Source organism: Aliishimia ponticola (genome assembly GCF_004803475.1).
Classification (GTDB): domain Bacteria; phylum Pseudomonadota; class Alphaproteobacteria; order Rhodobacterales; family Rhodobacteraceae; genus Aliishimia; species Aliishimia ponticola.
In genome coordinates, this window is the sequence record NZ_SRKY01000004.1 from 83,592 (window position 1) to 110,584 (window position 26,993).

General features: G+C 61.3%; 26 protein-coding genes and 1 tRNA gene. 17 read left to right on the forward strand and 10 right to left on the reverse strand.

The window, feature by feature from the left end:
• The first annotated feature begins 92 nt into the window (after nucleotides 1–92).
• From hemC to E4Z66_RS14875, 3 genes are all read left to right on the forward strand, one after another.
• The gene (hemC, locus tag E4Z66_RS14865; protein ID WP_136463839.1) at nucleotides 93–1,064 is read left to right on the forward strand and encodes a hydroxymethylbilane synthase; all 972 of its coding nucleotides are present in this window, start codon (nucleotides 93–95) and stop codon (nucleotides 1,062–1,064) included.
• 60 nt (nucleotides 1,065–1,124) lie between these two features.
• Nucleotides 1,125–2,063: a fatty acid desaturase family protein gene (locus E4Z66_RS14870; RefSeq protein WP_136463840.1), complete on the forward strand. Its 939-nt coding sequence runs from the start codon at nucleotides 1,125–1,127 to the stop codon at nucleotides 2,061–2,063.
• Between the two features lie 145 nt (nucleotides 2,064–2,208).
• The gene (locus tag E4Z66_RS14875; protein WP_168797811.1) at nucleotides 2,209–3,570 is read left to right on the forward strand and encodes a calcium-binding protein; all 1,362 of its coding nucleotides are present in this window, start codon (nucleotides 2,209–2,211) and stop codon (nucleotides 3,568–3,570) included.
• Between the two features lie 6 nt (nucleotides 3,571–3,576).
• Here E4Z66_RS14875 and E4Z66_RS14880 read toward each other — a convergent pair whose 3' ends face one another.
• Nucleotides 3,577–5,940 (reverse strand): mechanosensitive ion channel family protein, encoded by a 2,364-nt coding sequence (locus E4Z66_RS14880; RefSeq protein WP_136463842.1) that lies wholly within the window; start codon nucleotides 5,938–5,940, stop codon nucleotides 3,577–3,579.
• 297 nt (nucleotides 5,941–6,237) lie between these two features.
• Between E4Z66_RS14880 and E4Z66_RS14885 the strand changes: the two genes are divergently transcribed.
• Genes E4Z66_RS14885 through E4Z66_RS14915 form a run of 7 tightly spaced genes read left to right on the forward strand, consistent with a single transcriptional unit; the run spans nucleotide 6,238 to nucleotide 12,641 of the window.
• Nucleotides 6,238–7,458: a glycosyltransferase family protein gene (locus E4Z66_RS14885; RefSeq protein WP_136463843.1), complete on the forward strand. Its 1,221-nt coding sequence runs from the start codon at nucleotides 6,238–6,240 to the stop codon at nucleotides 7,456–7,458.
• Nucleotides 7,455–8,687 (forward strand): glycosyltransferase family 4 protein, encoded by a 1,233-nt coding sequence (locus E4Z66_RS14890; RefSeq protein WP_136463844.1) that lies wholly within the window; start codon nucleotides 7,455–7,457, stop codon nucleotides 8,685–8,687. The genes E4Z66_RS14885 and E4Z66_RS14890 overlap by 4 nt, the downstream gene beginning before the upstream one ends.
• The gene (locus tag E4Z66_RS14895) at nucleotides 8,684–9,733 is read left to right on the forward strand and encodes a glycosyltransferase family 4 protein (protein ID WP_136463845.1); all 1,050 of its coding nucleotides are present in this window, start codon (nucleotides 8,684–8,686) and stop codon (nucleotides 9,731–9,733) included. Before E4Z66_RS14890 ends, E4Z66_RS14895 begins: the two co-directional genes overlap by 4 nt.
• Nucleotides 9,730–10,317, forward strand: a complete 588-nt coding sequence (locus tag E4Z66_RS14900) for a histidine phosphatase family protein (protein ID WP_136463846.1) — start codon at nucleotides 9,730–9,732, stop codon at nucleotides 10,315–10,317. The genes E4Z66_RS14895 and E4Z66_RS14900 overlap by 4 nt, the downstream gene beginning before the upstream one ends.
• Nucleotides 10,314–11,444, forward strand: a complete 1,131-nt coding sequence (locus E4Z66_RS14905; protein ID WP_136463847.1) for a glycosyltransferase family protein — start codon at nucleotides 10,314–10,316, stop codon at nucleotides 11,442–11,444. Before E4Z66_RS14900 ends, E4Z66_RS14905 begins: the two co-directional genes overlap by 4 nt.
• The gene (locus E4Z66_RS14910) at nucleotides 11,441–12,199 is read left to right on the forward strand and encodes a polysaccharide deacetylase family protein (RefSeq protein ID WP_136463848.1); all 759 of its coding nucleotides are present in this window, start codon (nucleotides 11,441–11,443) and stop codon (nucleotides 12,197–12,199) included. The genes E4Z66_RS14905 and E4Z66_RS14910 overlap by 4 nt, the downstream gene beginning before the upstream one ends.
• A 58-nt stretch (nucleotides 12,200–12,257) precedes the next feature.
• Nucleotides 12,258–12,641, forward strand: a complete 384-nt coding sequence (locus E4Z66_RS14915; protein WP_136463849.1) for a DUF2237 family protein — start codon at nucleotides 12,258–12,260, stop codon at nucleotides 12,639–12,641.
• A 67-nt stretch (nucleotides 12,642–12,708) separates the two neighbouring features.
• Here E4Z66_RS14915 and E4Z66_RS14920 read toward each other — a convergent pair whose 3' ends face one another.
• The 3 genes from E4Z66_RS14920 to E4Z66_RS14930 all read right to left on the reverse strand — a co-directional run bounded on the left by E4Z66_RS14920 (nucleotide 12,709) and on the right by E4Z66_RS14930 (nucleotide 15,328).
• Entirely contained in the window at nucleotides 12,709–13,344 is a 636-nt protein-coding gene (locus tag E4Z66_RS14920; RefSeq protein WP_136463850.1) for a 50S ribosomal protein L25/general stress protein Ctc, read from the reverse strand.
• A 99-nt stretch (nucleotides 13,345–13,443) separates the two neighbouring features.
• Nucleotides 13,444–14,112, reverse strand: a complete 669-nt coding sequence (locus E4Z66_RS14925) for a hypothetical protein (RefSeq protein WP_211097167.1) — start codon at nucleotides 14,110–14,112, stop codon at nucleotides 13,444–13,446.
• A 49-nt stretch (nucleotides 14,113–14,161) separates the two neighbouring features.
• Nucleotides 14,162–15,328: an alpha-hydroxy acid oxidase gene (locus E4Z66_RS14930; RefSeq protein ID WP_136463851.1), complete on the reverse strand. Its 1,167-nt coding sequence runs from the start codon at nucleotides 15,326–15,328 to the stop codon at nucleotides 14,162–14,164.
• Nucleotides 15,329–15,519: 191 nt separating this feature from the next.
• On the opposite strand from E4Z66_RS14930, the gene E4Z66_RS14935 reads away from it, so the two are divergent.
• Nucleotides 15,520–15,957 (forward strand): MaoC family dehydratase, encoded by a 438-nt coding sequence (locus tag E4Z66_RS14935; protein WP_136463852.1) that lies wholly within the window; start codon nucleotides 15,520–15,522, stop codon nucleotides 15,955–15,957.
• On the opposite strand, the gene trpA is transcribed toward E4Z66_RS14935, so the two are convergent.
• A complete protein-coding gene (gene trpA / locus E4Z66_RS14940) occupies nucleotides 15,954–16,745 on the reverse strand; it encodes a tryptophan synthase subunit alpha (RefSeq protein ID WP_136463853.1) in 792 nt (263 codons plus the stop codon). The two genes, E4Z66_RS14935 and trpA, sit on opposite strands and share 4 nt — an antisense overlap.
• A 162-nt stretch (nucleotides 16,746–16,907) precedes the next feature.
• On the opposite strand from trpA, the gene ychF reads away from it, so the two are divergent.
• The 6 genes from ychF (at nucleotide 16,908) to E4Z66_RS14970 (ending at nucleotide 21,631) form a co-directional block, all read left to right on the forward strand.
• The gene (gene ychF / locus E4Z66_RS14945) at nucleotides 16,908–18,005 is read left to right on the forward strand and encodes a redox-regulated ATPase YchF (protein WP_136463854.1); all 1,098 of its coding nucleotides are present in this window, start codon (nucleotides 16,908–16,910) and stop codon (nucleotides 18,003–18,005) included.
• A gap of 140 nt (nucleotides 18,006–18,145) precedes the next feature.
• On the forward strand, nucleotides 18,146–18,844 hold the full coding sequence (locus E4Z66_RS14950; RefSeq protein ID WP_136463855.1) for a cyclic nucleotide-binding domain-containing protein: 699 nt from the start codon (nucleotides 18,146–18,148) through the stop codon (nucleotides 18,842–18,844).
• A gap of 76 nt (nucleotides 18,845–18,920) precedes the next feature.
• Nucleotides 18,921–19,010, forward strand: a tRNA-Ser gene (locus E4Z66_RS14955).
• A 119-nt stretch (nucleotides 19,011–19,129) separates the two neighbouring features.
• Entirely contained in the window at nucleotides 19,130–19,705 is a 576-nt protein-coding gene (locus E4Z66_RS14960) for a transposase (RefSeq protein WP_136463856.1), read from the forward strand.
• A gap of 142 nt (nucleotides 19,706–19,847) precedes the next feature.
• On the forward strand, nucleotides 19,848–21,083 hold the full coding sequence (locus tag E4Z66_RS14965; RefSeq protein WP_136463857.1) for an MFS transporter: 1,236 nt from the start codon (nucleotides 19,848–19,850) through the stop codon (nucleotides 21,081–21,083).
• A 185-nt stretch (nucleotides 21,084–21,268) separates the two neighbouring features.
• On the forward strand, nucleotides 21,269–21,631 hold the full coding sequence (locus E4Z66_RS14970; protein WP_136463858.1) for a dihydrodipicolinate reductase: 363 nt from the start codon (nucleotides 21,269–21,271) through the stop codon (nucleotides 21,629–21,631).
• A 213-nt stretch (nucleotides 21,632–21,844) separates the two neighbouring features.
• Here E4Z66_RS14970 and E4Z66_RS14975 read toward each other — a convergent pair whose 3' ends face one another.
• The 5 genes from E4Z66_RS14975 to E4Z66_RS14995 form a co-directional block, all read right to left on the reverse strand.
• Nucleotides 21,845–22,726, reverse strand: a complete 882-nt coding sequence (locus E4Z66_RS14975; protein ID WP_136463859.1) for a VOC family protein — start codon at nucleotides 22,724–22,726, stop codon at nucleotides 21,845–21,847.
• Between the two features lie 4 nt (nucleotides 22,727–22,730).
• On the reverse strand, nucleotides 22,731–23,453 hold the full coding sequence (epsC, locus tag E4Z66_RS14980) for a serine O-acetyltransferase EpsC (protein ID WP_136463860.1): 723 nt from the start codon (nucleotides 23,451–23,453) through the stop codon (nucleotides 22,731–22,733).
• Between the two features lie 63 nt (nucleotides 23,454–23,516).
• Nucleotides 23,517–25,025 (reverse strand): aldehyde dehydrogenase family protein, encoded by a 1,509-nt coding sequence (locus E4Z66_RS14985; RefSeq protein ID WP_136463861.1) that lies wholly within the window; start codon nucleotides 25,023–25,025, stop codon nucleotides 23,517–23,519.
• 1 nt (nucleotide 25,026) lies between these two features.
• On the reverse strand, nucleotides 25,027–25,872 hold the full coding sequence (locus E4Z66_RS14990; protein WP_136463862.1) for an NAD(P)-dependent oxidoreductase: 846 nt from the start codon (nucleotides 25,870–25,872) through the stop codon (nucleotides 25,027–25,029).
• A 198-nt stretch (nucleotides 25,873–26,070) separates the two neighbouring features.
• Complete coding sequence (locus E4Z66_RS14995; RefSeq protein ID WP_168797812.1) at nucleotides 26,071–26,988, reverse strand: LysR family transcriptional regulator; 918 nt, start codon at nucleotides 26,986–26,988, stop codon at nucleotides 26,071–26,073.
• Nucleotides 26,989–26,993: the final 5 nt, after the last annotated feature.

Consider the following 26,993-nt stretch of genomic DNA (forward strand, 5'->3'; position numbering starts at 1 on the left):
CCGTATTTCATTTCGCCCGCCGTGTTGTTTAAACCGGGAACGATCATCTATCCAGCGGCCATCCGTCGCTGCCCCACACAGAAGGGAATTTCATGGACCTGCGCCTTCCCACCGCTGGCGAAACATTGAAGATCGGGACGCGCGGCTCGCCGCTGGCCCTTGCGCAGGCCTATGAGACGCGGGACCGGCTGGCCACGGCCTTCGGGTTGGAGGAAGACTGCTTCGAGATCGTCGTCATCAAGGTGTCCGGCGATGACCGCAGCATGGTCGAGGCCGACAAACCGCTCAAAGAGATCGGCAACAAGGGGCTGTTCACCCGCGAGATCGAAGAGGATCTGCTGTCAGGCAAGATCGACATTGCGGTGCATTCGATGAAGGACATGCCCACCACGCAGCCAGAGGGGCTGTTGCTGGCGACCTATCTGCCGCGCGAAGATGTGCGTGATGCTTTCGTATCGCCGCGGCTGGGCGGGATCGCGGAACTGGAAACGGGCGCGACCGTTGGCACGTCTTCCCTGCGGCGGCGCGCGCAGCTTTTGAACCGCCGCCCCGATCTGAACATCGTGGAGTTTCGTGGCAATGTGCAAACGCGGCTGCGCAAGCTGGGGGACGGTCTGGCAGAAGCGACATTCCTTGCCTGCGCGGGTCTTAACCGGTTGAAGATGACCCAAGTTCCGGCCACGCCGATTGCGCCCGAAGATATGCTGCCCGCCATCGCACAGGGTGCCATCGGGATCGAACGGCGGCTGGATGACAACAACACCGCCGCGTTGCTCGATGCGATTCATGACCATGCCACCGGGCAGCGTCTTGCGGCGGAACGGGCCTTTCTCTTTACGCTGGACGGCTCGTGCGAGACTCCGATTGCCGGGCTGGCCACGCTGGAAGGCACCACCCTGCACCTGCGTGGAGAGGTTCTGCGCCCCGATGGGTCCGAAGCCATTGCCGATGCGATTTCCGGCCCCGCCGAGGACGGCTTGATGATGGGAACCGAGCTGGCCCGCACCCTGCTGGAACGAGCCGGTCCCAATTTCTTCGACTGGCACGCAGACCCCGCTTCGTAGCGTCATTATTGACGTAGGGGCAGGCAAGCCCGGATACTCTGCACCCGAGGAGGATGCAGCATGACACCGGGAAAAGCCTACCTGGATAGCGATCAGATACGGGTGCTGGCCGCGCGTTCCGACCTGATGGGGGCGTGGCTCGTGATCCATTGCTGGGGCGTGATCGCACTGGCTGTGCTTGGATTCGCGCTGTGGTCCAACATTCTCACCTTCGCTCTGGCGGTGATGGTGATCGGCTCGCGGCAACTTGGGCTGGCCATCCTGATGCACGAGGCCGCGCATAACGCGCTGTTCAAGACGCGGTGGTTGAACGAATTTTGCGGCGAATGGCTGTGTGGCCGGCCAATCCTGGCAGAGCTGCCCGCCTATCGCCATTACCACCTGACCCATCACCGACACACGCAGACGGATAAAGACCCCGATCTGGTGCTAAGCGAGAAATTCCCGACGACGAAAGCCAGCCTGAAACGCAAATTCCTGCGCGACCTGACCGGGCGGACCGGCTTCAAGCAACTGGTGGGGCAGATCGCACTCTCCATCCGGTTGGCGGGCGATCATGACGCCATCGATTCGGCCCGTCAGGACGCGGCACAGGCGTTCAAAGCGCCACAATTGTGGAAATCGGCCCCGGTTTTCCTGGGAATTATCGTCCTGATGGGGCTGCTGGGAGAATGGTGGTACGGCCTCGCCTTCTGGTTTCTGCCGCATCTGACGTGGTTCCAACTGGTCCTGCGCATCCGCAATATTGCCGAACATGGCGCGACAGAGAAATCGCAGAACCCGTTGCAAAACGTCAGAACGACCTTCGCCAACCCGCTAGAGCGGCTCTTCATCGCCCCATATTGGGTGAATTTCCACTTGGAACACCATATGGTGATGCATGTGCCCTGCTGGCGGCTGCCCCGTCTGCACATGGCATTGCAGCAGGCCGGATTGGGCGGGCGGATGCGGGTCTCAAGCGGGTATCGCGCGGCACTGGCAGAGGCGGGCTGGAAGTAAGGCTGGCGCCACGTCCCGCCGCCCACCTCAACCGAAAGTCGAAATCGTTACAATTTTTCGCCGTATTTCTGACAAAGGTGTAACCAATAGTTGAACCCTGATGGCCCTGGGCAGAACGCCCGTTGCGAGTATTCAGGAGTTGATAATGTCCATCAAATCGTTGTCCGGCTACAGCTTTACTGTGACTGCAGATGGATCCTACGAATATTTGGGTGACATTCTGCGCGGCGGGGATGACCCGCTGTTCTCCGGGTTCGAGATATCTGCGTCTACAGGCGGCACGCAGAACGCTTTTGGCCTGCCACAGATCGCACTGACCGGAATTGATGGCGGAACGGAAGCTGCCTTCCTCATCGCCTCTTCCACGGATGAACGCATCTATGCCTATGAAGTCACCCTGCCCGGCGGCGATATGCTGGAGGTACTGGAATATGTGCGCGGAGATGGTGAAAGCGGCGAGATTCTGATTATCGGCGGCGATTTCTCTGCGCTTGGCGACGGCTCCGAAGGGCTGAGCGCGCTGATCTCCGCGATGGGATCGGCTGCAGCGATCGAAATCGGCACCGTCTTCGAAGCCGACGACCTGCCAGTGATCGAAGCGGCGGCAGATTACTATTCCGATACGCCTGCGCATTCCTCCCGCCTTGTTCTGGGCGGGTCGGAAGCGAATATCCTCAAGCTGGGCGATGGCGCGGATTATGTCTTTTCCGGCGATGGGGACGACTGGATCAGCGCCTCGGGCAATCACGGCGCGCAGGTCGGCGATTCCCTGTTTGAGATCTACGAAGTGCAAACGATCGAAGGCGGCTTCGGCAACGACACGATCAAGTTCATCGATGATGGCGCAGGCACGATCATCGGGGATGCGGGCGATGACCGTATCTTTGGTGGCGAGTATAACGACATCCTGATCGGCGGTCTGACGACCTATGAGGGGATCGAATACACGGATAATGACGTTATCGTCGGCAATGGCGGCGATGATGCGATTTACGGCGGCGAAGGCGATGACTGGATGCATGGCGGCGCCGGAAACGACGAAATCTACGCCAATATGGGCAGCAATACGCTGCGCGGCGGTGACGGGCATGACTATCTGAACGCCGGGGCCTATGCCGATGCCGACACGGATGTGAACAAGCTGTTTGGCGGCGACGGCAACGACTTCTTCCACGTCGATGTCAGCCGCAATTACCTTGTGGGCGGAGCAGGTGACGATTCCTTCTTCATCTTTGGCGGTGCGGCCACGATCTGGGGCGGCACGGGCGAAGACACGATCTTCGTCAACGACGACGCGCTCGATTCCGGCATTCGGGTCAAGGACTTCACTGTCGGAGAAGACATCATCAACCTTGCAGACGCGCTGATCGCCGCGCAGGATTTCGACACGCTCATGGCGGGCGCCGAACAGAAATCCTGGGGCACCAAGATCAGCGACGGGGACGGTGCGCTGTATCTGCTCGACACCACTGTCAGCGATCTGAGCGCGAGCGATTTCGTTTTCTGATCGACCCTAGCGGTCGTCGCCCGTGTCCGGCAGGTCGTCGATATCTTCGGCCTCGATCGCGGCTTGGGCGGCGGCCGACACGGCCTCCTTCTGTTTTTCCGACAGATTCTGCGCGCCCTCATCGGCAAGGCGGACAGTGACCTCGCGGTGGGCGAACTTGATGCCCTCGCGTTCGAACAGGTCACGGATTTCCTGAAACACGCGCTTGCGGATCACCCATTGATCGCCGGGTTTGGTCATGAACTTGACGCGGATGATCATCGCGCTGTCCTGCATTTCAATGACGCCCTGCGACTTCAGCGGCTGGATGAAATCCTCGCCGATTTCCGGGTCTTCCAGCAACTGTTGCCCCAGTTTCTTGACCAGCTTGCGGACCTTTTCCACATCCGTGTCATAGGTCACGCGCAGCGGCAGTTTCATCATTACCCAATCGCGCGAATAGTTTGTCAGCACCTGAATTTCACCAAATGGGATCGTGTGCAGCTTGCCCAAGTGGTGGCGCAGCTGGAACGAGCGGACAGAGATTTTCTCGACCGTGCCGCGCACGTCTCCGATCTCGATATACTCGCCCTTGCGGAAGGCATCATCGAACAGGAAAAACGCCCCCGAAAAGATGTCGCGCACCAAGGTCTGGCTGCCGAAACCCACCGCGACACCGACGATGCCGGCACCGGCGAAGAGCGGGCCGACATTCACCCCCATTTCCATGAGCACGATCAGCAGAATCGTCACGACGATCACGATCAGGATCAGGTTTCGGAACAGCGGCAGCAATGTCGCAAGGCGCGACGCGCTGGAGCCGCCCCCCTCATCGCCAAGTTCCGCAGGCACTTCTTCGCCGATCTCTTCGCGGATCTTGCCGTCTATCCAGATGCGGAAGGCGTGGAAAATCACGTATCCGAAGAACATGATGACGATCACATCGACCGTCCGTTCCGGCAGGCTTTCACCCATCATCTCACTGCCCGCCTGCCACAGGTTCAGAAAGGCAATGAATCCCGCGACAAAGGCCAGAATGGCCGCCACCCGGCGCGCGAGATCCTCGAACGTCTCCATCTGACGATGCGGCCGCTCGCCCCCGATAGCGTCGGCCTCGCTAAGCGTTCCGTCCTGCCCCACCGCGTTCATCTCGCGCATGGCGCGGGCACGGGCAAAGCCACGTTCGATCCCGTAATTGATGACGCCGTAAACGACGATGATGACGGTCAGCACCAGATAGGCCGCAGGCGCGAGGGGCATACCTTCGGGGTTGCCCACCACAAGGTCGTAAATCCGGCGCGCCGTGGCATAGACAAGGAACAGCACCGCCGCAGGGGCCCAACTGGACGCAACCAGCCGCGCGGGCCAACTGACATCCTTGGGATCGCGGCGATTGAGAATAGCGCGGGTGATGGCCCCCTTGTTGACCGGGATCATCGCGAAATTCACCAGCAGGATCACAAGGCTCAGCACTGCGGCGATGAACACATGAACGTCCTGATTGAGACCCAGTTCCATGATCCATTGGCCGAACAGCGCGATGATGACGCCCATGATGAAAACGGCACTCAGCCACAGATGCAGGCGCAGCGCCTCGCGGTCGGTCAGGCGCGGGATGCGATACTGGCTAAGAAACGGCGACAGGATCATGCGCCACAGCCCCGCGATGACCCGCGCTGAGAAATAGCCGATATTGATCAGCGTCACGGTATATTCGACTGCGGAATCGTCGATCGGGCCGATGAACACGTAGCCCAGCACATAGGCCACCACCATCGAAAACAGCACCCCGATCACACCGCCGATGAACCGCATGACGAGAAAGGGGATCTTCTCGGAATAGCCCCGTGGGTTTTCCTTGATCAGCGGCACGATGAAAGGGCGCGCGATATAGGGGCCATAGATGAAACGCTCTGCCACCATCCCCACCGCAAACAGCAAAAGGCTGAAGAACAGCACCTTGCCGAACGCGGCAATCGTACCGTCGGGCGAGCTGGCCATCAGAATGAACCGCACTTCGTTCAGGGCCGTCGGCAGGGAGGCCACCCTTTCAACCAAGGTCGCGCGGAAGTCGTTCACCTTCATCTGAGCGCGCCGCAGGTCCGAATTGATCTCATCACGGACAGATTCGCTTTGTGCTGCGTCTTCGGTTGCCTCTTGCCCGGCAAGCTCAGCGGTAGAGGGCAGCAGGTTGCCGGAACTGTCGACAACGATCACCTGCGCCCCGTTCTTGGCTGCTTCTTCGATCACCTGGGCCAGCGACCCGGATGTCGTTTCGGTCGCGTCCTCGGTCGTGGGCACAAGGCTTTGCCCGCTTGCTGGCACGACACTGAGGGCCATCGCCACGGCGAATACACACAAAACTGCCGCGCGCAGATACCTGAAGATCATCCGCCAAGCCCTTTCGGATCGTTGTTAGCTTGGGACGCTAAAGCAGTTTGGGCTGTGTTTGAATCGAAAATCGCGGTTCCCCGGCGCCTTCACCCACGGTTGTCGCAGCGATGAGAAACAGGGCGGGGCCGCCGCTTCTGACAGAAATTTCACCCGTGCGGGTTTTACATGCGCCGCGCTTTCGTGTCATAGGCGGAAGATGGGCCAGCATATGGCGCTTGGGTAGTGGAAGAGCATCATGGCGGAACATAGCCGGATTGGCTTGGAACGCCCCTGTGGAATGGGGGGGATGCAGCCGTGACACTGCGACATGGCGCCCATCGCGGCGCGCGCATCATTCTTTACAGCCATGACACGTTCGGCTTGGGCCATTTGCGGCGGTCGCGGGCGATTGCCTCGGCGCTGACAGCGGCGGACCCGAAAGCCTCGGCGCTGATCCTGACAGGCAGCCCCGTGGCAGGGCGCTTTGCGTTTCCCGAACGGGTGGACCATGTTCGCCTGCCCGGTGTGACGAAACTGTCGGATGGCTCCTATGTGGCACAATCGCTGGGTCTGGATATCGACGAAATCACCACGCTGCGCGGCAACCTCATCCAATCGGCGGTCGAAGCCTATGATCCCGATCTGCTGATCGTCGACAAAGAGCCCACGGGTTTCCGGGGCGAGCTTCTTCCGACGCTGGAATATCTTTCCCATGCTGGCCATGCGCGCTGCGTTCTGGGGCTGCGCGACGTGCTGGATGAAAAGGACGCGCTGGCGGCGGAGTGGGAGCGCAAGGGCGCGACCCAAGCGGCAGAGCGGTATTATGACGAAATCTGGGTCTATGGCCCACGCGTGTTCTATGATCCGACCCAAGGTCTGCCGATCACCGAAGAAACCCGCGCCCATATGCATTGGACCGGGTTCCTGCGCCGTCAGGCACTTCCCGATAAGCCCGCCACGCTCGACACGGACAGCCCCTTCATTCTGGTCACGCCCGGCGGTGGCGGCGACGGTGCCAATATGGTGAACCTTGTGCTTGCGGCCTATGAGCGTGATCCAACGCTGTCGCCGCGTGCGATCCTTGTCTACGGCCCGTTCCTGACGGGCGACACCCGCGCGGATTTCGACCGCAGGGTCGCCGCGCTGAACGGACGTGTCACCGCTGTCAGCTTCGAAAGCCAGATCGAACAGCTTTATACCAGCGCGCAGGGCGTCGTGTGCATGGGCGGGTACAACACCTTCTGCGAGGTTCTGTCCTTCGACAAGCGCGCGGTCATCGTGCCGCGCACCAAGCCCCGCAAAGAACAGTTCATTCGTGCCGAACGCGCCGAAGACATTGGCCTTGTCTCGATGTTGAGCGAGGAACGCCACGAGCTTACACCCGAAGCCATGGCCGCCGCCATCCGCCGACTGCCAACACAGAAGACCCCGATCGAAGCGGGCGCCGATCAGTTGATGGGGGGGCTGACCTATGTGGTGGAACGGGTGCGTGCCCTGATGTCCGGGCGCGACGCCTCCGCCTCTGCCGCCGAATGACGGGACCGAAACTCGCAATCGTGGTGAAGGGCTGGCCGCGCCTGTCCGAAACCTTCATCGCACAGGAACTGGTCGCGCTTGAAGCCGCCGGGCTGGCATTCGACATCTGGTCGCTGCGCCACCCGACCGACAAGAAGCGGCACCCGTTGCACGACAAGGTGACGGGCGCGGTGCATTATCTGCCTGAATATCTGCATGATGAACCGGGGCGGGTCTGGACCGCGTGGCGCAAGGCGCGCCGTTTGCCCGGATACGCCGCTGCGCGCGCGATGTTTCTGCGGGATCTCTATCGCGACTTCTCGCGCAACCGCGTTCGGCGCTTCGGGCAAGCCTGCGTCATGGCCGCGGATTTGCCTGATGGGACTGCCGGGCTTTACGCGCATTTCCTGCACACGCCCGCCTCGGTCACGCGCTATGCCGCCGTGATGCGCGGCCTGCCCTGGGCCTACTCGGCCCATGCCAAGGACATCTGGACCTCCGTCGATTGGGACCTGTCCGAGAAGCTGCGCGCCGGACCGGGCGCGGCGGCATGGGGCGCGACCTGCACCGCCCTAGGCGCGCGCCACTTGCGGCAGATCGCCGGGAATCCCGGCGCTGTCGATCTGGTCTATCACGGGCTTGACCTGTCGCGCTTCCCGGACCCGCCGGAGCGCCCACTGCGCGCGCCAGACGCGCCGCTGCACATGGTGTCGGTTGGGCGTTTGGTGGAAAAGAAGGGGTTCGACCGGCTGATCGATGCCTTTGCGCTATTGCCCCGCGATCTGGACTGGCACTGGACCCATATCGGTGGCGGCACCCTGTCGGAGAGCCTGAAGGCCCGCGCCGAGGCTGCAGGCCTGTCTCGTCGGATCACGTGGCGCGGGGCGTGTGACCAGCCCGAAGTGATCGAAGCGATGCGCGCCGCGGACCTGTTCGTTCTGCCCTCTCGCGTGGCCAGCGACGGTGATCGTGACGGGCTGCCCAATGTCCTGATGGAAGCGGCCTCGCAGCGTTTGCCGATCCTGTCGACCCCGGTTTCGTCGATCCCGGAGTTCATCGAAACCGGTACACACGGACTTTTGTCCGAAGACACGCCAGAGGCGCTTGCCGCCGCGATTGAACGGATCGCGCGCCACCCGGAAGAGGCCGAACTCTGGGCAAATGCCGCCTATGACCGCCTGCGGGAAGAGTTCCTGATGGCCCCCGGCATTGCCCAGTTGGAGACCCGGCTTCGAGCCATGATCGCATGATACCGGTCGCCTTCTATGCGCCCCTGAAACCGCCGTCGCATCCGAACCCGTCGGGTGACAGGCAGATCGCCCGCGCGTTGATCAAGGCCCTGGGTCACGCGGGCTTGCGTGCCGATCTGGCAAGCGACCTGCGTCTGCTCGACATCAAGGGCGATCCTGCGGTGCAACAGGATCTGATGGCGCGCGCGGCAGATGCCCTGCCCGACCTTATCGCACGTGGGCGACAGGCGGGTTGGCGGCTTTGGGTCAGTTATCACAACTATTACAAAGCGCCCGACCTGTTGGGCCCGCGCGTGGCCGAGGCGCTGAGTATTCCCTATGTGCAGATCGAATCGACCCGCGCGAAAAAGCGGCTGACCGGACCTTGGGCAAGCTTCGCCGATGCCGCTGAACGCGCCGCAGATGCGGCCAAGGTCATCTTCTACTTCACCCGCCGGGACAGCGAAGCGCTTCACTCCTTCGCCCCGCCAAGTCAGACGCTGGAACATCTGCGCCCGTTCCTTGATCGTGACGACCTGCCCCCCGCCAGCTCCCGGAACGGGCCGGCGCTGGCTGTCGGGATGATGCGGCCCGGCGACAAGGTCGAAAGCTACCGGCTGATTGCCGGGATGCTGGGCCACGCGCCCGGCACGACCCGGCTGGATATTGTCGGCGACGGCAAGAAGCGCGACGTGGTCGAGGCGTTGATGCAGCCCTTTGCGGCGCAAGTCCGGTTTCTGGGCAAGATGCAGCCTGATGCCCTGGAAAAGGTGTATTCCAGCGCATCACGGTTTATATGGCCCGGTGTGAATGAGGCGATTGGCATGGTCTATCTGGAAGCACAGGCAGCAGGTGTGCCGGTTCTGGCGCAGGACCGTCCGGGGCTGCGCGACGTGATCGCCCCCGGCCATGTGTTGCCCCACCCCGAAGAAGGGGCGCTGGGCTTGGCACGCGGGCTTGCCGCACCTGCCCCCACTGCGGCCGCGCTTCGCGACTACATCCGAAGCTATCATTTACGGCCCGCTGCGGCCGCCTGTTTGCGCCGCGCGTTGGAGCCATTGGTATGACCGCACGCCTGGCCTTGATGCGTCACGGGCGCACCGCGTGGAACGCCGATCACCGCATTCAAGGGCGCACCGACATCCCGCTGGAGGACAGCGCGCGCACCGATCTTTCCCACCTGTGCCTGCCAGCGCCTTGGGACCGCGCAACGCTTTGGGCCAGCCCACTGTCGCGCGCGCAAGAGACCGCGCAGATCGTCGCCGGGCGCGCACCCGTGATCGATGATGCGCTACTGGAGATGGATTGGGGCGATTGGGAAGGCCAGCACGGCGTGACGCTCAAGGCCGATCCTGAAAGCGGATTCCGCGATATCGAAGACTGGGGGTGGGAATATCACCCGCCGGGCGGCGAAAGCCCGGCAGAGTTACGCACCAGGTTGGAGCCATGGCTGGAAGCGCTGCGCGGCGATCACGTCGCGATTTGCCATATCGGCGTCATGCGCGTTTTGTTGGCCATCGCGTGGGGTTGGAACTTCGCCGGTCCCTGCCCCTTCCGGGTCAAGCGCAACAGGCTTTTCGTGATGGAACGAACCCACGCCGGGTGGCAGCCGCAACCGGAGCCTGTCCGACTGATGGAGCGCCGTCCATGACCGCCCGTGTCCTCATCGTCGTCACCCACCTGCTTGGCACTGGCCATCTGGCGCGCGCATTGGCCTTGGGCCGCGCCTTCTCGGCTGCGGGCCATGAGGCGCATGTTATTTCGGGCGGGTTTCCTGCCCCGCATTTGAACGCGCAATATGTGCATCTGCACCAATTGCCCCCGCTCCGCTCTGACGGAACGGATTTCACGCGCCTTCTGGGCGAGGCGGATGTGCTGGCGGACGACGATTACCTGGCACAGCGCCGCCACGCGCTGCTGGACCTTTGGCGCACGCTCGCCCCAGATATTCTGATCACCGAGCTTTTCCCATTCGGGCGGCGCAACCTGCGCGCCGAGTTTATCGAACTGCTGGACGCTGCCAAGAACAGCGCCTCGTCGCCGCGTGTCTTTGCTTCGATCCGCGATGTGCTTGCACCGCCATCGAAACCGACCAAGGCCGCCTTTGCCGAGGACATCGTCCGCCGCTTCTATGATGGCGTGCTCGTCCATTCGGACCGGGCGCTTGTCCCGCTGGACGAAAGCTGGCCCGTCACGCCCGAACTTGCAGCCGTGCTGCGGTACACGGGGTTTGTCGTGCCGCCTTTGCCGCTGTTGACCGGGCAAGCCGGGCAAGGCGAAATCCTTGTCAGCGCGGGTGGCGGCGCGGTTGGCGGGGCCTTGTTCAGCGCCGCGCTCACGGCTGCGCAAGGCGACGAACGGACGTGGCGGATACTGGTCGGCGGGCAGCAATCGCAGGACCGGATCGCGCGGCTGGCCGCACATGCCCCCCATAACGTGATCGTGGAGGCCGCGCGCCCGGACTTTCGGGAAATGATGCAGCGCGCCTCTGCCTCTGTCAGCATGTGCGGCTACAACACGGCGATGGACCTGCTGCAAACGGGCATTCCCGCCGTCATTACCCCATTCGACGATGGCGGTGAGGTGGAACAGTCGCTGCGGGCGCGGGCGCTGGCGCGGCTGGACGGGATCGAACTTGTCCCTTCCGACGCTTTGAACGGCTCCGCGCTGCTACATGCGCTCGACCGGGCGATGGCGGCCCCACTGCGCCGCAGGGCAGCATTTCGTCTGGACGGCGCCCGCGAAGCCGTCAGGATCTGCACGGAGGCCTTGGAATGAGCGGTTGGCGCGATCTGCGATGCGAGCTTGCGCGCTGGGAGCAAGCCGGGCGGCGTCTGCCTTTCTGGTGGCGTGACGATGACGCAGTTCACCCGACGGCGGCGCTGGACCGTCTGGCCCAGATGTCCAGCCGCCACGGGGTGCACGTGCATCTGGCGATTATTCCCGCACGGGCGGAACCGACGCTGGCCCCGTTCCTTGGCCCGGACGGGTTTCGCGCCGTTATCCATGGCTGGTCGCATGAGAATCACGCGCCGGACGGGCATAAATCAGCGGAATTCGGGCATCCGCGCGGTGACGCTGCTGCCGACGCCGCGCGCAGCTTTGAACGGATGACCACGCTTTTCGGCGCGCGCGCACATCCGATGTTCGTGCCGCCATGGAACCGTATTGATGCAGCCCTCCTGCCGGAGCTTGCCCACATCGGCTATCATGCCGTGTCGACCTATGGCGCGCGCAAGGCGCGGGAAGCGGTGCCCAGGCTTGTACAGATCAACACCCATATCGACCCGGTGGATTGGCGCGGCACCCGCAGCGTCGTGGACCCGGAATTGACGCTTTCACGGCTGGTCGACACGCTGACAGCCCGCCGCGACGGGCGCACCGACCCGGCCGAACCGCTGGGCCTGCTGACACATCACCTGATGCAGGACGAAGCGATCTGGGGTTTTTGCGACGCGCTTGTGCAAGAGCTTTTGGCCGGGCCGGTCGATCTGTTCGACATTGCGGATCACCGCGAGATTCCGCTTCCCTGAACGCGGCAGGGATGTGGTACAGATACTCAAGGACCACCGCGCGCAGCAGAGGCGACCCATGGAACCAGATGACAGCATCAACGTGTTGGGCGGCCCGTTGGAAGGGTGCAGCCTAGATCCCGTGACAGGCTTCTTTCGTGACGGGCATTGCAATACATGCGCGCAAGATCAGGGCAGCCACACGGTATGCGCCGTGATGACCGCAGAATTCCTCGCCTACTCGAAATATGTGGGCAATGATCTGTCGACCCCGCGACCAGAGTTCCGTTTCGCGGGATTGAAGCCGGGTGATAGCTGGTGCCTTTGCGCCTCTCGCTTCCTGCAAGCCCATGACGAAGGGTGCGCGCCGCAGGTCAATCTGAAGGCGACGCATCAGCGCGCGCTTGAGATCGTCGCGATCGACATTCTCCAACAATACGGAACCGGGCTGTCGCTGGGCTAAGGCACGCAGCAACAAAAAAGGGGGCCACGCGGCCCCCTTCTGCACATCGCCAATCAGTGGCTGATGATTATTCTTCGGCGGTCTCTTCGACGGCCTCTTCTGCGTCACCCTCTTCGTTCTCGGAAGAACGCAGACCGGACGGAGCAGAGATGTTGCCGATCACGAAGTCACGGTCGATCGTCGGTTTCGCGCCAGCCGGCAGCGAGATGGACGAGATCGTGATGGTGTCGCCAATATCCAGACCGGAGATGTCTGCAACGATGCTTTCCGGGATTTCGCCCGCAACAACGTTCAACTCCACCTCGGGGCGGACAACCGTCAGCACACCGCCTTTTTTCAGGCCGGGGCACGCATCTTCACCCGTGAATTCCACGTGGATGAAAAGGTTCACACGGCTGGTGCGGCGCAGGCGCATCAGGTCGATATGCGTCGGAAGGTCTTTGACCACGTCGCGCTGCACGTTGCGGCAGATCACGCGGACGTCGTCCTGACCGTCAACTTTCAGGTTCCACAAGGTGGACATGAAGCGCCCGGCCTTGAGTTTGTGAAAGAGTTTGTTGAACGGAATGTTGATCGGTTGCGGATCTTCACCGCCACCGTAAACGATCCCAGGTACCATCCCGTCGCGACGGGACTGACGAGCGGCGCCCTTGCCTGTCCCCGTCCGGACCTGGGCTTCGAGATCAGGAATCTCACCAGCCATAGTCGTATCTCCTAAATTGTCATCTGCGGGCCGCCTCCAAGGCTGTCGGGTCCCGCATGAGGACGCGCGTATAGACGGAAAGCGGCGAATTGCAAAGCCTTATTTTGCAGGGGCCTGCTGCGTATCGACCAAGGGGGCCTTGCGGCGCTTGCGCCCGTTCGGCCCAAGGTATCCCCCCGCCTGCCATAGCCGGGCATAAAGCGCAAATTCCTCCGCGCGGGCCTGGCGCAGGGCGGCTTCCAGCTGGGGGGAAAGAGAGGCGTGCCGTTTGGGTGAGACATTGCGCTTGTCGAAATCGACCTCAAAGCCGAGGCGTCCGGACAGAAAGTCCTGAAACTGTTCTTGCGCCTCATAGGCGAAAAGGTGATCGACCACCCGCCGCCCGCGCGCATTGGTCAGGAACTGGAACTGCGATCCGATATGCGCGTGGGCCGGGGGCACGGGTTCCAGAACATCGGCAACGAACTGTTCGAACGTCATGCCGGCGGTCGATTTTTGCGGCGCCACCAGCCCCGAACGCGCCCGGTATTTGTACCAGCTTCGCAACTGATCCAGCGGCGCGCGCATCATCGCGACCGTTTCAAGCCCCGGTCCGATTTCCTTTTCGAGAAACGGCCTGATCCTGCGGCGATACCTGCGCGCCGTGACATGTTTCTGGCCAAGCGCAAAGACCAGATCCGCGTGACGCCGCAACGCGGTTTCCACTGCGGTTGTGCCGGTTTTGGGCGTGGCAAGGAACACAAGTTTGGCGTCGGCGAATACAAGCATGCCGCCAGCTTAGCGCGCAGTGCTGAATATTCCGTTCCCGCAGGCCCGGTCAGGACTGCCAGCGGCCTTCGAAATCCTCTGGAATCAGCAGGTTTTGCAGGCCAAGATCGCTGACATTGGTTTCACCGCACAGCGCCATGGTCGTATCCAGTTCTTTCTGGATCACCTCCAGCGCGGTCTGCACGCCTTTCTGGCCCATCGCGCCCAACCCATAGATGAACGCGCGTCCGATATAGGTCCCCTTGGCCCCCATCGCGAGCGCCTTGAGCACGTCCTGACCGGACCGGATACCGCTGTCGAGATGCACTTCCACATCGTCGCCCACCGCATCGAGGATCGGACGCAGCATCCGGATCGACGACAGCGCGCCATCCAACTGACGGCCCCCATGGTTCGATACGACGATGGCATCCGCGCCCAGCTTGGCGGCCATTTTCGCGTCCTCTGCATCCAGAATGCCCTTCAGGATCACCTTGCCGCCCCATTGTTCCATCAGCTTTTCGATCTTGCCCCAGTCAAGCGACGGGTCGAATTGCTCTGCCGTCCACGCCCCCAGTTGCGAGGTATCGGTGATCCCGTCCACATGGCCGACGATGTTGCCGAACTCGCGCCGCTTGGCGGATAGCATTTCGATGCCCCACGCCCATTTGGTTGCGAGATTCGCGATGGTTTTCGGTGTCATCTTCGGCGGGGCAGACAGGCCGTTCTTAAGGTCCTTATGCCGCTGACCAAGGATTTGCAGATCCAGCGTGATGACCAGCGCCGAACAGTTCGCGGCCTTGGCGCGTTCGATCAGACGCCCGGTGAAATCGGTGTCCTTCATCGTGTAAAGCTGGAACCAGAAGGGCTTGGTCGTCGCTTCTGCGACGTCCTCGATGGAGTTGATCGACATGGTGGACAGCGTGAACGGCACGCCGAATGCCTCTGCGGCACGCGCGGCTTTCATCTCGCCATCGGCATTCTGCATCCCCGTCAGGCCCACCGGGGCCAGCGCCACCGGCATCGTCACGTCCTGCCCGATCATCTGGCCTCGCGTGCTGCGTCCGGTCATATCCACGGCCACACGCTGACGAAGGCGCAACTTGTCGAAGTCAGAGGTATTTTCGCGAAAGGTCTGCTCCGTCCAACTGCCGCTTTCTGCGTAGTCGTAGAACATGCGGGGAACCCGGCGCTCATAAATCCTTTTGAGATCATCAATGCAGGTGATGACGGGCATTTCGCGGCTCCTCCAAGCTTTGGTCAAAAAAAGTTACCAATCAACGCTGCGCGCGGCAATGGTTAATATACTCGGCGGATGCGCCCGCGTGACGTAGCGGAAGGATTGCACCGCGTAAGGGTCGCGCTCAACCATCGGAGCGCAGATGCGAAGGGCCGGGCAAAGACGCGCCGGGCCCACGGGAGGACAGCATGTATTTCGAGGACATGACCGAAGGCTTTACCTACGAAACGGGCGAGAAAAGCCTGACGCAGGAGGAGATCATCACCTTTGCCAAACAGTGGGACGCGCAACCGTTCCATCTGGACGAAGAGGCCGCCAAGGCATCCCCTTATGGGCGGATCATCGCGAGCGGATTTCACACCCTGCTGACCGCGTTCAACCTGACGCTGGCTGCCAGCGATTGGTCGGACTCGTCAATGGGATCGCCCGGCATGGACGAGATTCGCTGGAAGGCGCCCGTTTACCCCGGCGACACGCTGAAAGTGCGGGCCACGGTCCTCAAGGCGACGGCGTCACGGTCCAAACCGGACCGGGGCTTTGTCGATGTCTTCAACGAGATCATCAATCAAAGCGGCGCTGTCGTCGCCTCTTACAAGGCGACGCATATGCTCAAACGGCGGGGTTAGGCGCTGTGCGCGCCATCGGCCAGTGACTTGACGAAGGCCAGCACATCCGCCGCGCTATCGCCCTTGCCGATCCGTTCCACGATGGCAGAGCCGACAACGGCCCCATCGGCAACGCTGGCGATATTCTTGGCATGGTCCGGCGTCTTGATGCCGAAGCCCACGATCACTGGCAGATCCGTCTTGGCTTTGATCCGCGCGACTTCTGGCGCCACGTCGACCGCTTGTGCCTCTGCCGCGCCGGTGATCCCGGTGATCGATACGTAATACACGAAACCAGAGGTGTTTTGCAGCACGGTCGGCAGGCGCTTGTCATCCGTGGTCGGCGTGGCCAGACGGATAAAGTTCAGCCCAGCCGCCTGTGCGGGGATGCAAAGCTCTTCATCTTCTTCGGGCGGCAGGTCCACGATGATCAGACCGTCGATCCCGGCCTCTTTCGCGTCTTCGAGGAACTTGTCCACACCGCGCGAGTAGATCGGATTGTAATACCCCATAAGCACGATTGGCGTGGTGTCGTCGGTCTTGCGAAAGGCGCGCGCCACGTCCAGCGTGCGCTCCAAGGTCATGCCCGTCTCAAGCGCGCGCTGCCCGGCCAACTGGATCGTCGGGCCATCCGCCATGGGATCGGTGAAGGGCAGGCCCAGCTCAATGATATCGACACCCGCCCCCGGCATACCCTGAACGATTTCCAGCGCGGTGTCGTAGTCGGGGTCTCCGGCCATCACATAGGCGACAAAGGCCTTTTTTCCGGCGGCCTGAAGTTCGGCAAATTTGGCGTCAATCCGAGACATGCTGTGCCCTTTTCCTGATCTCGTCAGCGGTCATGCCGAAAACTCCGGCCAAGTGCAATGGCTCGCCCGTGTGCATTCTGGCGTTAATCGCAGGCAGAGCATAGCTTGCGCCGCTTTTGGCAGGCGGATAAGGAGACGCGACTTAGCTTTCAGGAGACCGCCATGGGCTTTCGCATGGGTATCGTTGGCTTGCCGAATGTCGGCAAATCCACATTGTTCAACGCGCTGACGAAAACCGCGGCGGCGCAGGCGGCGAACTTTCCGTTCTGCACGATCGAGCCGAATGTCGGCGATGTCGGCGTGCCGGATGCCCGGCTGGCCAAACTGGCAGAGATCGCGGGGTCCGCGCAGATCATCCCGGCCCGCATGACCTTTGTGGATATTGCCGGTCTGGTGAAGGGCGCGTCCAAGGGCGAAGGTTTGGGCAACCAGTTCCTCGCCAATATCCGCGAAGTTGACGCCATCGCGCATGTGCTGCGCTGCTTTGAAGATGATGACATCACCCATGTGGAAGGCCGCGTGGACCCCGTGGCCGATGCGGAAACCATCGAAATGGAACTGATGCTCGCCGATCTGGAAAGCATCGAAAAGCGGTTGCAGAACATCGTCCGTAAAGTGCGCGGCGGTGACAAGGAAGCCGTGCAGCAGCAACGTCTGATGGAAGCGGCAAAGGCCGCGCTGGAAGACGGCAAGCCCGCCCGCGTGGTCGAAGTCGATGCTGAAGACCTGAAGGCATGGAACATGCTGCAACTGCTAAGCACCAAGCCGGTTCTTTACGTCTGTAACGTGGCCGAGGAAGACGCGGCGCAAGGCAATGCGCTGTCCGCCAAGGTCGCCGAAATGGCCGCGGCGCAGGGCAACTCGCACGTCATCATCTCGGCCCGGATCGAAGAAGAACTCAGCCAGCTCGAAGTGGACGAGGCCGAGATGTTCCTGTCAGAGATGGGGCTGGAGGAGGCCGGGCTCGACCGGTTGATCAAGGCGGGCTACGGGCTGCTGAACCTTGAAACCTATTTCACCGTCGGCCCCAAAGAGGCCCGCGCATGGACGATCCCGCAAGGCACGTTGGCACCGCAAGCAGCCGGTGTGATCCATGGTGATTTCGAAAAGGGTTTCATCCGCGCTGAAACGATCGCCTATGACGATTACATCACCTGCGGCGGCGAACAGCCTGCCAAGGAAGCCGGCAAGATGCGCGCCGAGGGGAAGGCCTATATGGTCAAGGATGGCGACGTCATGCACTTCCTTTTCAACACCTGACCCGGTGATCCGCCCTTCCCGGGCGGGTTGATTAACCCTTTGTCAAAGGTACGGAATTCCTTACCAAAGGCATTATTGCCGTGAAAATCAGGCGGTCCGCTGCTATGACATATACCTGTCATATTGCGACTGGACCCCCGATGTTTGATCAGCCTTTCGTTTTCCTCATTTTCATTGGCCTCGTGCTAAAATGCTTTGGCTACATGGTCCGGGACGAGTTGCTTCTGCGTTGCATGCTGGCCGTTGGAACCGGGTTCGATATCGCCTTTTATGCGCTGCAAAGCCCGGCCATCCTGGGATCGGTCATGGCCAATTCGGTGCTGGTTTCGGTCAATCTGACCATCATCGGGGTGATCGTCATGGAACGCTCCACCTGGTTCATGACCGAAAAAGAGCGGATCGCGTTCGAGTATTTCAAGACGCTGTCACCGGGCCAGTTTCGCCGCATCATTCGCCGCGCCCGCTGGACCGTGGCCGGCGAGGACACGGTGCTGCTTCATGAAGGCCAGCGCACGGACAAGCTGTTCTTTCTCGAAACCAAAAGCTTCACGGTCAAGAAACGCGGCCTCAACTACGCCGCGCAGGGGCCCGCCTTCGCCGGAGAGATCATGCTGCTGCAAGGCGGCGTTGCCAGCGCCACGGTAATCGTTCCAAAAGGCGCTGTTTACGCGGAATGGTGCACTGCCGATCTACGCCGCACGATGCACCGATCCCGCCCGCTGGAAAATGCGCTGATGGCGCGGTTCGGCCACGATCTGGCGGACAAGGTGCGCAACTCCGTCCCGCTGCGTCCACAGGCCGATACACCGGCGCCGATGCTCAATGTCGGACAAGTCTGACACAGACGCTGTTTTGCCCCGTATTCCAGCGACTCTGGCCTTGCCCTCGCCCCCCCGTGCCGTTAGACGGGTCAGCGGAGACGTGGCCGAGTGGTCGAAGGCGCTCCCCTGCTAAGGGAGTAGGCGGGAAACCGTCTCGAGGGTTCGAATCCCTTCGTCTCCGCCACTTTAAATAATCAATATCAGTGTGTTATACTGCTGCCCGCAAGGGGCAATCTGCCATGGCTTTGTTGCAAAATGAGTTGAAGGATTCATCTCGCGAATCCAGCGTGGTATTTCGAGCCCATGCGCAGCTGGGCCCATATGAAGTACAAGACCACGAACTGGTCGACTTACAGTGACAGCGTGAAGCGACGTGGGTCGCTATCACTCTGGTTTGATCCGCAGATGGTCTGGATATCGCCGCCGACGGGCAGACGCGGTCGGCGGCAACAATTCAGTGAGGCCGCGATGCTGCCGGAATTGTTTGCGCAGATCCAACCCGATCAGAACATCGGCAACGTCACTGCAGACGGAGCCTACGACACGCGCAAATGCCACGACGCGATCGCTGCTCCTGATACCCACGCCGTCATTCCGCCTCGCAAGAACGCCAAGCCATGGAAGCCCACGAGCAACTGGGCCATCGCCCGGAATCAAGCCGTGGAGGCGTCAAGATACCTGGGCCGCACCCTGTGGCGACGATGGAGCGGCTATCACCGGCGAAGCCGCGTCGAGACCAAGATGCATTGTGTGAAACGACTGGGCGAGAGCCTCCTGGCGCGGGACTTCGGTCGGCGGGTCGCGGGGATCCAGGTCCGCATCACGGTGTTGAACCGCTACACCGCTCTTGGAATTCCTGTCACAGAACCCGTGGGATGAGTCCGTCAGGGGAACGGGAAAGAACACCCTTCATTCGATTTGTGCAACAAAGCCCTGTGAACAGTAATCGTCAGGATGCCCGGCCACCGCATTGATCCAAACCAACGTTCTGGACGTAATCAATGAGTGTTGGGGAGGCAAAATGACTGACAAAGTGACAGTTCCGTTGGTCGCGGCCTTTCTGGCATCTGCTGGCATCCCTTTGTATATCCACCTTCCAAGTTTTGCGGCCGAGTTGGGACTTGGCTTGGGGACCATCGGCTACCTTCTGTTCGGCTTACGTGCTTTGGACTTTGTTCAAGATCCCATACTAGGGCGCGTAATCGATCGTTTTCCCGCCTTCAGGTCGCGTTTTGCGGCGGGCGCGTTTCTAGGAATGGGGATAGGTTTCTGGATCGTTTTCGTAATGCAGCCAAACATGTTTGGGCTCGTTGCCGGATTGGTTTTTGTCTTCACGTCTTACAGTCTGGGAACAATTCTTTTTTACGGACAGGGCGCCGCAGTTGTCGGCGACCGCGCCGAAAGCGAACATTTGCGGTTTGCTGGGTTGCGCGAGACCGGAGCCCTGGGCGGCATCGTTGTGGCGGCAATCTTGCCCGGGCTACTCGGGGGTTACTACGGGGTACTTGAAGGCTATTCGCTTTTTGGTCTGGGGCTGGCGATAGCATCGCTGGCCATTTGGCTGCTGAGCCGACCATTCTGGAGACCCGTGGGCGCTGAAACGCATCAAGGCCAGTCGCTTCGACGGTTGCTACAGCCCAAAATAATTCATTTGCTCTTGATCGCGCTGCTAAACGCGCTGCCTGTTGCCGTCACGTCGACGCTTTTCTTGTTTTTTGTCGAAGACCGCCTCGAACTGCCCGATCTTGCGGGGCTCTTTCTGTTGCTGTTCTTTCTGACTGCGGGCATGTCTGCACTGGTTTGGTCACGGGCGTCTGCACGATTTGGTGCCCGTCAGGTTTTACTGTTCGCAATGTGCCTCGCCGTCATTTCATTTGTTGGAGCTTTTTTGCTCCCTGCCGGGGCGGCATGGCGGTTTGGTCTGATTTGCGCGGCTTCTGGTGCGGCTTTGGGCGCGGATATGGTCATTCTGCCTGCGTTGTTTGCCAATGTGCTCATGACGCAAGGTGTCGCTACAGGCATCGGGTTCGGTGTCTGGGCTTTTGCCGCGAAGATGTCATTGGCGCTAGCAGCCGCGATTGTATTGCCGGCATTGCAATATACGGGGTTCACGCCAGGTGGCACAAACACAGCCGAAGCGTTGCAGAGTTTGAATTTTCTATATGCTGTTCTGCCCTGCGCGCTGAAACTCCTGGCGTTGGCGTTTGTTGCCCGTCTCCCGAGGGCAGCGGCAGAGCCGTCTGTTAAGCTTCAGTGAGGCAATGTCGAAAGCAGATCACCTGTGATCCGGCCTTTTAAAGGGTGTGTAGCCGCGAATATGACAAACCACAGTCTTAGCTCGTTTGATGAGGTGAGGACCAAAGTAACCTGTCGGTCAAAACGTCGAGTGAACCAAATCGTTGTGGCTTGCGTAGTAATAAGTATCACTCGACGAGGTACCCGATGAAAAATCTTACTGTATGTTTGACACTGGTTCTTGGAGCGACATCGGCCCTCGCCGACAGCTTTGTTCCGGTCTCGGATAAGGGAACGTTCCTGTCCTTGGTGGACGGTAAGGAGCTGCGCAATCGTATTTACGGCGTGCGGCTGAACGTTCTGGGGAACGGCCGCCTCCAAGGTGCCGCGCTTGGATGGGATATCAGCGGCAGCTGGAGTTGGCAGGAAGGATACTTCTGCCGCGAAATGGACTGGGGTGGTGAGCCGATCCCCTACAACTGCCAATTGGTCGAAGTGAAAAGCGGGAATATTTTGCGTTTTACGGTAGATCAGGGCGCCGGTGACTCTGCTTCATTCAGGCTGCAATAGTGTGCCAATCGGCCACAATGTTGCGGAGGGTTGTACCTTTCGCCGCTATCGTAAGGCGGGCAAAGCAGTTCTTGGCCTAGTCGCAGCAAAAGCTCACTTTGTCCCGCAGACGAACAATTCGCCAGCGGCCTGATCTTGCATCCGCAGCGAATGGCCCTCAGTGCGGTTCCGCCTGCGGCGGCTTGGCAAGCAGCGTAGCCTGCGCAAGGCATTTTAGCGCGGAACGAAATTCAGGAACGTGTTACCGAAGGCCGACGGGTCGGACAGGCGGAACTCGGTGCCGTGCCTCCTGTAGCCAAGGCCAGAGCTGCGCAAACATGCCTCCAGTTTTTCCTCGTCGGAATAGGCAAGGTCCAAAGTCACGATGCCCGGCGCGTCCCCGATCAGGACAGCCCGCGGCAGGGGGCCATTGCGCGCCTCGATCGCGGTGCGGGAAAGCAGCCGTAATTCGCCATTCGCAGTATTGAACACGGTGCCGCCATCGCAGGCGCGGGGTGCGCCGTAAAGGCCGGTAAACTTGGCGATGAGCGCATCCATGTCCTCCTCCCGCGTCAGGACAGACGCCCCGGCATAGCCGCAAACCGAATTGCGATGCTCCAACCAGGTTGGCACGTAGATGAATTCAGGGCGGTGCTGCTGGCACAGGAAAAACGACAGGCGTGTGTGCATTTCGTCTGGCAGCAGGGCGAGCGTTGTTTTCGTGCGCCCGGCCGTGCCATCGGGCAGGGTCACATCGCGGCCAAACTCCAGATGGCCGCTCACAGCCAACCCCGCCTTTTCGGCAAACGCGGCGTCTGCAACTGAATCGGTACTATGCAACGCGGTCAGCGCCACGCCTTCGCGATTTTGCAGATGCTCATAGACATGGCGACCGAAGTGGAAATTCCCGGCGGGCACCTCATCGATCAATGTCTCGTCGTAGATGCCCATGATTTCCAGCAAACAGCCCTGAAACATCGCCAGACTGGTGCTGGTGCCCCACGGGTGTTTGCCGATAGGCGTCATATTGAACCCGATGGAGATCAGGCGGCCACGCAAGGCATTGATGTCGTGCACCGCAATCAGCGGGTGATCCAATCCGAATGCGGCATTCATCGCGCTACTCCTTGGATTGCCGAAAAGAGATCTGCGCAGGCCCGACGACCCGCGCCTTGGCACCGACGACCACAGTGCCCGGCGCGACATCGGCGACGACAATGGTGCCAGCGGCCACATTTGCCCCTGCCCCCACGGTGATGTTGCCAAGAATGGTGGCCCCCGCCCCGATTACGGCGCCGTCGCCGATTGTCGGATGTCGTTTGGGGCCGCTGTCACTCAGGGTGCTGCCCAACGTGACGTTGTGCCAGATCGAAACATCTTGCCCGATCATGCAGGTCTCTCCGGCGACAAAACCAACACCGTGATCCAGCCAGAAGCCCGGCCCGATCTGCGCGCCGGGGTGGATTTCGGTGGAAAAGGCGCGGCCGAAGCTCGAACTGACGGCCAGAGCGCGCATATGATCGCCATCCCGCCACAGCTGATGGGCCACGCGGTGCGCCATCACCGCATGAACGCCGCGCGCAAAAAGCAGCGATGCCACCGCGCCGCCCGGTTCAAAATTGCGCCGCGCCGTTTCGGCGATGTCGTGGCTGGTGATGTCGACCAGACAGGGATTGGCCGCGTATGTCCGGCGGACCACATCTGCCTGCACCCCGGAGATGGCGCCCAGAAGCACGCCAGCAAGATCGGCGAAATCGGCGAACCGGCGCGGCTGAATGCCAAGCAGTGCGGCGACCTCGGGATCGCCGAACAGCAACTCTTCGGTGTCGGTGACAAGTGTCATGGTGCACCTTTGTCGCACAGCATCAACCGCTTGTTGTTTTCATTCATCGTTTGGACGCCCGCGTCAGGACACGTATCCAAACCCAATCATGGGCGTTTTCCCACTGTCGAGCCAGATCGATTTCGGGCTTGTATACTCCATCAAGGCGTCGCTGCCACTGGACCGGCCAAAACCGGAATTGAGCGATCCGCCAAAGGGCGAGGACACGTGGATCGCCTTATAGCTGTTGACCCAGAATGTTCCGGCGCGCACGGCCGAGGCAACACGATGCGCCCGGCCCACATCTGCGGTCCAGACCGCACCCGCTAGCCCGAAGGACGTGTCATTGGCAATGGCGATAGCTTCCTCTTCATCCGCGAACGGAATCGCGGTGACGACAGGGCCGAAAATTTCGGTCTGCGCAGCGGTGGCCCGGCTTTCCAGCCCCGAAAGCAGGGTGGGCGGCACGAAGTACCCGGTGTCCGGGGTGGTGTCGCGGCTGCGCACCTTGGCACCCTCATTACGCGCACCGTCGATCATGGCACTGACATGGGAGAATTGGCGGCCATTGCTGATCGGCCCAACCTCCGTCGCCTCATCCAGCGGATCGCCCAAGGTGATGCCGTTCATCCCCGCTGCGATCATATCGGTCAGCTCGGCATGGACCGATTGATGCACCAGCAGCCGCGAACCGGCGACACAGCTTTGCCCCGCGCCCGAGAAAATCGCCGCCTGCGCGCCAAGGGCGGCATGTTTGAGATTGGCATCGTCAAAAACGATGTTGGCCGATTTTCCGCCCAGTTCCAGCACCGCCGGTTTCAACGCCTGTGCCGCCGCGACCGCGACGCGCCGCCCGGTTTCGGGCGAGCCGACGAAGATCACCTTGCGCACCGCGTCGTGATCTATCGCAGCTTGCCCGGTCGTTGGCCCCAACCCGCAAAGCACGTTCACCAACCCTTTGGGAAGACCCGCGCCTTCGGCGATCCTCACCAGCGCAACGGTTGTCAGCGGTGTGAGTTCGCTGGGTTTGATCACCACCCCGTTGCCGGTCGCGATGGCAGGTGCGATTTGCCAGCCGGCGGTAAAAATCGGCGCGTTCCATGGTGTGATCTGAAACACCACCCCCAAGGGTTCGCGCAGCGTGTAGTTGAGATGCCCGCTGGGCACCGGGATCACCTCGCCATGCAGCTTGTCCGCCCACCCGGCGTAATAGCGGAACATCTCGGCCACTTTTGCGACCTCCACCCGGCAGTCGCGGATGGGTTTGCCTGCCACCAGCGCCTCAAGCCGCGCCAACGTTTCGTGATGGTCCAGAACCGCGCGGGCAATGTCCTGCATGACGTCACCGCGTTTCGCGGCGGAATGCCCCGCGACCCACTCCTTTTGCGCAGCAGCGGCGGCTTCGCAGGCCTCAGCACTAAGCGCCGCACCGCAATCGGCATAGCGGGCCAGTTCGATCTGCGCATAGGGGTCTTCAAGCAGAACGGCACCGCCTGCACCGTCGCGCAACTGGCCAGCAACAAGGCTTTGTACCGTCTCGCCAAGGCCAAGATCACGCATCAGCCTGCGCAGAAGGTCTTTGCGGTCAGACATTTTAGGTCGCTCCATATTTGAAAATCTCATTGAAGTCGGCACTGTCGGCCAGCGTGTCGCGGCTGCGTTCCCAGATCGCCGCAATGGCTTTGGTTGCAGGCAGGTCAAGCCCGCCCTGCGCCGCCAGCTTGGTGGCCAGCCCCACGTCTTTGCGCATCAGCCCCATGGTAAAGCCGGAATCGAAGGCGCCGTTCAGAATCCACTTGGGGAAGTTCACTTCGCTGACCCCGCTGCGTCCTGATCCGGCATTGACGCCTTGCAGCAGGCTGTCCAGCGGGATGTCGCAGCTTTGCGCCAGACGGGCCATTTCGCTGACCAGCACTAGATTTGCCGCACACAGCAAGTTGTTGGCGATCTTGGCCGCGTGACCAGCGCCTGCCGGGCCGACATGCACGGTCTTGGCCGTCAGATCATCCAGCACCGGGCGCAGAGCGTCGATTGCCGCAACCGGACCGCCTAGGATCATCGTCATCGTCCCTGCCCGCGCACCGCCCGGCCCGCCGCTGACCGGACCATCAAGGAAGGTATAGCCCTCTGCCGCAGCGGCCAGCCGTCTGGTTGTTTCCGGCTCCGATGTGGATGTGTCCAAGATGATGGTCCCGCCCTGCAAATGCGGCGCGAGGTCGGCCATCACGCTGGTCACGATCTGGGCCGTGGGCAGGGACAGGATGATCTGGTCGCAGGTCTGCGCCAACGCGGCCAAGCTGTCGCAAGCCGTGCCGCCATTGGCCGCCGCCCGCGCACGCGCCTCTGGCATCGCGTCGTAGCAGCGCACCTCGTGGCGCTTTTCGGCAAGCCGCGCAATCATCGCGCCGCCCATCGCGCCACATCCTACTACACCGATCATGCTCCGCTCCTTGTGTTGATCCAGCCCTTTTGTCCCGCGGCCCACCGATTGCCCTGCCAGGTCACCGGCCAAAATGGCGATACGGTATTTCGACGTACCTCCCAGTTGCCGGGCGTTCGGGATTCTCGACAGCCTATGCCCAAAGCCCACCTGCGGGAATTGCACGGATTGAGAATTATCGTTGCGGCGAATGCAACGCTAATCATTGGCTTGAAAGGCCACCATCGACCGGGTGATGTGATTGACCAGCCGTGTCGCGCCTTCGGGCAAGCGACGCCCTTGACGGGTCAAGACCGACGCCATGCCCTTACTGAACTCGGGGATATCCAGCCGCTTGGTGATGATGGTCCCATCCGCAACCTCGCCGCTTACCACAAAGGCAGGCAGCACCGTGACCCCCAGCCCCTCACGCACGAAATTGCGCAACACGGCCAAGGAATTGGACCGCACCACAGCCTGAAGCCGGACCGCGTTATTTGCTTCTGCCAGCGCAATCATATCGCCCACGCCGGACCCGGTTTTGAGCAGCGCCGCCGGCAAGGTTTCAAGTTGCGGCATCGTCACCGGCTCTGGCAGGTCCGCCCATTGCGACGTCGGGCTGACCAGCAGCTCAAGCGGCTGTCTGACCCGCGCAACGCTTCGGATTGCCCGTTCTGTCCCGGCATTATAGGCCAGCCCGATATGGGCATGGTCGGTTCTAAGGGCGTGCAGGATCTGTTCGGTCGATCCACTGAGCAGATCATAGGTGAAGCCGGGGAATGCCGCCTTGTACGACTGCAACGCGTTGCCGACGAAATCGCTGATAAAGCCGTCGCCGACCGCAATCACCAATTCGCCCCGCCGCATCCCCTTGAGCGCATCGAACTCCGACAACAGGGCTTCCTGTTCGCTTCGCTGGTGTTGCAGATAGGTCCGCAGCAGCGTACCCGCCTCGGTCGGGCGCACGCCCTTGCGCCCCCGTTCAATCAGCGCCGTGCCAAGCGACTTTTCCAATGCCTTGATCTGGCGACTGATTGTCGATGGCTCGACGCCCAATCGTTCCGACGCAGAGCGGATGGACCCCTCTTCGCATGCAACGAGGAATGAAGCGGATTGCGCAGTATCGATCTTGAACACTGACG